We start from the raw sequence: 5,812 nt of genomic DNA on the forward strand, positions 1-5,812 counted from the left end.
CAAAGGTGTACTCGTTGGGCCCCACACGGACGTTGGGATCCACCAAGTTGGCGGTAGGGCCAGGGCTGCCGGCCCGGCTGAGAGCTACCATGTACCAGTAGTTGGGGCTGATGGGCAAGCCCAGGGTCATGCGTACTTCCAGCACTGGCCGCGCCCAAGCGGCAACAGCCGTGAGAGCCGTTATGGCCATGGCTCCCAAGCAACTCCACAGCCAGCGCTGAGGAGGAAAATTAAGCTGCGGCGGGCAAGAGCAAGTGATGGCTGGGGTTCTCATTCAAGCCTCTTCAACTCTCCGGCAGGTGGCGGCAGCCCGAACTCCTTTCCTGCTCACTCCGGAACAGTCTAGCCAGGAATGGCGTGCCCTCAACAGGGGATCCCAAGGGTCGGCGGCGGAGCGCCAGCAAAAGTTTTCGTTAAGCAGTGATGATTCGGTGTGGAGGATGGCTATGCGCATTGCTCAGATTGCCCCTTTGCATGAGAGTGTGCCCCCCAAGCTCTACGGCGGCACCGAGCGAGTTGTGTCTTGGCTCACCGAAGAGCTGGTGCGGCGGGGGCATGAGGTGACGTTGTTTGCCAGCGGCGACTCCCAAACCCAGGCTCGCCTCATCCCCTTTCGGGAGCGGGCTTTGCGTTTGGATCCCACGGCCATCGACACAGTGGCTCCTCATGTTTTGATGGTCGAGAAAGCCTTTCAGATGGCCGACGAGTTTGACATCATCCACGGCCACATCGACTACTATCCCTATGCCCTGGCCCGTCGCCACCCCCAGGTTTCTTTTCTGGCCACCCTGCATGGGCGGCTGGATATTCCGGAGCTGCAGCCCCTCTACACCGAGTTTCAGGATATTCCGGTGGTCTCCATCTCCAACGCCCAGCGGCTGCCGCTGCCCCAGGCCCGCTGGGTGGGGACGGTCTACCACGGCTTGCCCCTGGATCTCCACCGTTTCTATCCAGAAAAGGGGGACTACCTGGCCTTTTTGGGCCGGGTCTCCCCGGAAAAAGGGCTGGACACGGCTATTGAAATTGCGGCGCGGGCAGGGATGCCGCTGAAGGCTGCTATCAAGATCGATGCGGTGGATCGCCAGTACTACGAGTTAGAAATTAAGCCTTTGGCCAGTCGCCACCCCAATGTGGAGATCATAGGGGAAATCACCGACCAAGAGAAAAGCGAGTTTTTGGGCAAGGCCTATGCGGTGCTGTTTCCCATCCGCTGGCCGGAGCCCTTTGGGCTGGTGATGATTGAAGCGATGGCCTGTGGCACGCCGGTAATTGCCACCCGTTTTGGCTCAGTACCCGAGGTAATGGCCGACAGGCGCTCCGGCTTTATTGTCGACTCGGTGGAGGAAGCAGTGGAGGCTGTGGAGAAGGTGGGATCCCTGAGCCGAGCCGGGGTGCGGCAGGTGTTTGAGGAGCGGTTCAGCGTGGAAAGAATGGTGTCGGACTACGAGGCTCTCTACCGCCAGCTGGTGAACGAGCGGCAGGAGATGTCGCGAAGAAGGCAGCTTAATAAGGCTTAGATGGGCCAAGTAGCAGCTAGGGCTGCTGGGCTGCATCGGGGGGCCCCTGCTTCTTCGCCTTCTTTGAGTGGACCGATAGCAGTAAGCTGTTCGCGTAGGAGACCGGCTGGATAGGGATCGAGAAGACCGAGATGGCAGAAGACATCATCCAAATTCAAGATCAGTACTACATCCGGGCCAGCGCCTCTTGGGTGGAGGCACGCTCTCATGTTCTCAAGCATGACAACTGCTTTGCCATCTTTGACCGGCGAGGGAACATGCGCCCCCTCGGCATCCGGGATCATGGCCTCTTCCGGGACGACACCCGCTTTTTGTCCCGCTGGGTGTTGGACTTGCAGGGAAAGCAGTTCCTGCTGCTCAGCTCAGAGGTGCGGGAAGACAAAGATATTTTGGCGGTGGATCTGACCAACCCGGAGTTCACCACCTCAGAGGGGCAGTTTATCGGTCAAGATACTCTGCATGTTTTACGGACTACTTTTTTGTGGAACAACGTTGCCTACGAGCGCATTCGCATTCACAACTACGGCTCGGCCTCGTTTCGCGTGCCGATTACCCTGCGCTTTGAGGCGGACTTTGCCGATATTTTTGAGATCCGGGGCATCCGACGGGCCCAGCGGGGTCAAGTGCTGCCGGCCCAGGTGAACCCTGAGGGAGTGGTTCTCCGCTACCGCGGCTTGGATGGAGTGGAGCGGCAAACCCAGTTGCAATTTTTGCCGGCGCCGGAGCTAGTGTCGGAGAAGCTGGCGCAGTGGTGGGTGCCTTTGGCCCCGCAGGAGGAACGGGATTTGGAGCTGAGGGTGATCTGCAGCTACGGCGGGGAGGAGATTGCCCCTTTGACCTACCAGGAGGCTCTGCAGGCGGAGCGGGAGCAAAGGGCTTCCTTGCGGGCGCAAGCCCACCGGATCGACACCGGCAATGCTCAGTTTAACGATTGGCTCAACGCCTCACGGGATGATCTGCTGATGATGCTCACCCGCACTCCCTACGGGCTTTATCCCTATGCGGGGGTGCCTTGGTTTACCGCGGTCTTCGGGCGCGACGCCCTGATCACCGCCCTGGCCACTCTCTGGTGGTTTCCAGACTTGGCGCGGGGGGTGCTGCTGTATCTGGCGGCCCACCAGGCCCAGGAGGTGGATCCCAGCCGCGATGCCGAGCCTGGCAAGATCCTGCATGAGCAGCGCTCCAGCGAGATGGCCAAGACGCGCGAGATCCCCTTTGGCAATTATTTCGGCAGCATTGACTCCACCCCTTTGTTTGTGGTGCTAGCAGGGCGCTACGTGCGCCGCAGCGGCGATCTAGAGCTGTTGCGGCAGCTCTGGCCAAACATCGAAGCAGCCCTGCACTGGATGGACACTTACGGGGATGCGGACGGGGACGGCTTTTTGGAGTATGCCGGCAAGGCGCGGCGGGGCCTGCGCAACCAGGGCTGGAAAGATTCTGAAGATGCCATCTTCTACCCGGACGGATCCCTGGCAGAACCCCCCTTGGCCCTGTGCGAGGTGCAGGGCTATGCCTACGAAGCTAAGCAGTTGGCAGCAGAGATGGCCGAGCTGCTGGGGCGGCAAGAGCAAGCAGCCCAGTTGCGACAACAAGCGGAAAAGCTGCAGCAGCAGTTTTGGGATCACTTCTGGTGCGAAGAGTTGGGGGGCTATGCCCTGGCTTTGGATGGCCAGAAGCAACCCTGCCGGGTGCGCAGCTCCAACATGGGCCACTGTCTGTTTTCGGGGATTGCCCATCCCGAGCATGCTGCCTGCATTGCCCGGCAACTGCTGGAGCCAGCTTTCTTCAGCGGCTGGGGGATCCGCACGGTGCCGGAGGGAGAGGGGCGCTACAACCCCATGTCCTACCACAATGGCTCCATCTGGCCCCACGACAATGCCTTGATTGCCGCAGGCTTATCTCGCTATGGCTTCAAGGGCGAAGCGGTGCGGGTCTTGACAGCGCTGTTCGATGCCAGCCAGTTTCTGGAGCTGAAGCGGCTGCCTGAGCTGTTTTGTGGCTTTCGGCGGCGACAGCGGGAGGGCCCCACCCTTTATCCGGTGGCCTGTCTGCCCCAGTCTTGGGCGGCGGCCAGTGTGTTTTTGCTGCTGCAGGCTTGTCTGGGGCTGGAGATCGACGGGCTGGCCCAACGGGTGCATTTGACCAAGCCCACTCTGCCCCTGTGGCTGCCCCATGTCATTCTTGAGAATGTGCAGGTGGGCCAGGGATCCCTGGACATCGGTCTCTATCTGCAGTCAGGAGGGGTGGGGATCACCGTCCTCAGGAGTGCGGGGGACGTGGAATTGACGGTGAAATAGTTGCAAAATTCAAGACATCCGCAACACAACCTACAACTAAGTTTCACCTGCCAAATGTGGCGATAGGGACACAACTCAACAGTTCAGACAGCCTCTCCCTATCCCACATCATCAGATGCATCATCACCCACATCATCAGAAGTTCTACTCTTGAATGTAGAGCTGATCCAAATTCCACAATGGCCCCAGAATGGGTCGGGGATCCACCCCTTGAATGCGGTTGCGCAGGGCTGAGAGAACCAGGGGGTTGAAAGTGCCAATTTGGGGCAGCTGTTCCTGGATGATGATTTGAAACCGGTCGTAGAGGGCCTTGCGCTTTTCAAAGTCTAGCTCCCGCACCCCTTCGATAAAGATGCGGTCGATCTCCCGTTCCCAATCGCTGACCTCAACCCCTTCTGCCGGGTTGCCGGGCAAATCTCCCAGATTAAAGAGGTGCAAACGGCCGTCGCTGCGCCAGATGTTGGAGCCGTTGTTGGGCTCGGTGCCGCCGCCACCAAAGCCCAGCAGCAGGGTTTCCCAGTCGCGGCTATCGGTGCGCTGCACCAGGGTGTTGAAGGCGATGGGGGTAAAATCAACGGTGATGCCGATCCGCTCCAGATCAGCTTTGATCAACGCGCCGGTGGCCTCCCGCTGATTGTTGCCGGCGTTGGTGAGCAAGGTGAAACGGACACGGTTGCCCTCGGAATCCCGCAGGTGGCCCTCAGCATCATAGGTGTATCCGGCATCGAGGAGCAGTTGCCGCGCTTTTTCAGGGTTGTAGTCGTAGGTGGGCAAGCCCTCTTCAGGGCTGAGGTAGAAGGGGCTGGCGGGGGAGAAGACCGAGTGCTGGATCTGGCCCAACCCTTGCAGGACGCTATCGACGTAAAACTGCCGGTTCATGGCGTGGGCCACCGCCCGGCGGAAGTTCAAATCGTTAAACCAGCGGCTTTTGACGGGATCCACAAAAGGCCGCCCGGTCTGGGGGTTACGGGCGCGGCTGAGGTTGAAGGCAAAGAAACTGTTGTTCAATGTCTGGCCGAGATTGTAGATGGTGAACTGATCCCGTTCTTCTTCCCGCTTCAAGAGCTGAAAATCTCTCCCCCGCACCGAAAACACGTCGGTCTCGCCGGAGCGAAACTGCAGCAGCGCGGTGTCCTCTGAGTCCACAATGCGCAGGATCACCCGTTCAATGCGCGGGATCCCTTCCCCTTTCCAGTAATAGGGGTTGGGCCGGTACACCAGCCGCTGGCCGGGGGTGTATTCCTGCATGACATAGGGGCCAGCCCCCACCAATTGCTGCACCGGCGTGTCGATACCCCAGGTTTGCAAGAAAAGGGGGTTGCCCCGGCTGTCCAACTGCTCGACAGTGGGCTCGAGGATGTGCTTGGGCAAAATAGGGGATCCGGCCTGCAGCAGAAAGGGAGCGAAGGGCTCCGGCAAAACGAACTCAATCCGCCGCTCGTCCAGCGCCCGCACCTGAGGCAATGCTCCGGCTTCTCCAATTCGCTTCACATCCCGCGCAGAAGTCGGGATCCGCTCGTTGAAGATGATGCGGTTAAAGGTAAAGTCCACATCTGCTGCTGTCAGGGGCTCTCCATCCGACCAGCGCAGCCCCTCCCGCAAGGTAAAGACATACCGCAAGCCGTCCTCAGACACTTCCCAGCCTTCCGCCAGCTCCGGTTTGGGCAAGAGGGTATCCTCATCCAAGGTGACCAAGCCCGCCTCTAGGTAGGCGATAGCGTCGCGGCTAGAGCTTTCGGCGGCCAGATAGGTGTTGAAGGTTTTGGGATCCGAAGTCACCGTGGCAACCAGATGGGGGGGGCGGGTGGGCGTGGCACAAGCGCTGAGCCAGAGCAGAAGGATCCCTAGTAGAGAGACAAAAAGGTTCCTCCTGAGTCGGTTTGCCGAGGTGTTGTTTTGGGCCGCCATTTCTTTTGCCAAGTCGTCGTTCAAGCCAGTTTGAGACAGCTCGCCCGCATCCCGCGCCCTGTGGCCCAAGCGCTCCGCGCTGCTGAGGCC

At 59.9% G+C, this 5,812-nt stretch carries 4 protein-coding genes; 2 read left to right on the forward strand and 2 right to left on the reverse strand.

Going from position 1 to position 5,812, the window contains the following annotated elements; genetic code table 11:
* On the reverse strand, positions 1 to 190 hold a 190-nt coding region (locus NW819_RS09630; RefSeq protein WP_414413600.1), incomplete at its 3' end, for a hypothetical protein.
* Positions 191 to 257: 67 nt separating this feature from the next.
* On the opposite strand from NW819_RS09630, the gene NW819_RS09635 reads away from it, so the two are divergent.
* A complete protein-coding gene (locus NW819_RS09635; protein ID WP_414342902.1) occupies positions 258 to 1,517 on the forward strand; it encodes a glycosyltransferase in 1,260 nt (419 codons plus the stop codon).
* 131 nt (positions 1,518 to 1,648) lie between these two features.
* Positions 1,649 to 3,814, forward strand: a complete 2,166-nt coding sequence (locus tag NW819_RS09640) for a glycogen debranching N-terminal domain-containing protein (RefSeq protein ID WP_414413601.1) — start codon at positions 1,649 to 1,651, stop codon at positions 3,812 to 3,814.
* 144 nt (positions 3,815 to 3,958) lie between these two features.
* Here the strand turns inward: NW819_RS09640 and NW819_RS09645 are convergent.
* On the reverse strand, positions 3,959 to 5,812 hold a 1,854-nt coding region (locus NW819_RS09645), incomplete at its 5' end, for an ABC transporter substrate-binding protein (RefSeq protein WP_414413602.1).

Source organism: Synechococcus sp. R8-2 (genome assembly GCF_047461715.1).
Classification (GTDB): Bacteria; Cyanobacteriota; Cyanobacteriia; order Thermostichales; family Thermostichaceae; genus Thermostichus.

Coding starts and splice junctions, on each gene's coding strand:
- NW819_RS09640 (WP_414413601.1), top strand. CDS start 1,649: ATGGCAGAAGACATCATCCAAATTCAAGATCAGTACTACATCCGGGCC.
- NW819_RS09635 (WP_414342902.1), top strand. CDS start 258: ATGGCTGGGGTTCTCATTCAAGCCTCTTCAACTCTCCGGCAGGTGGCG.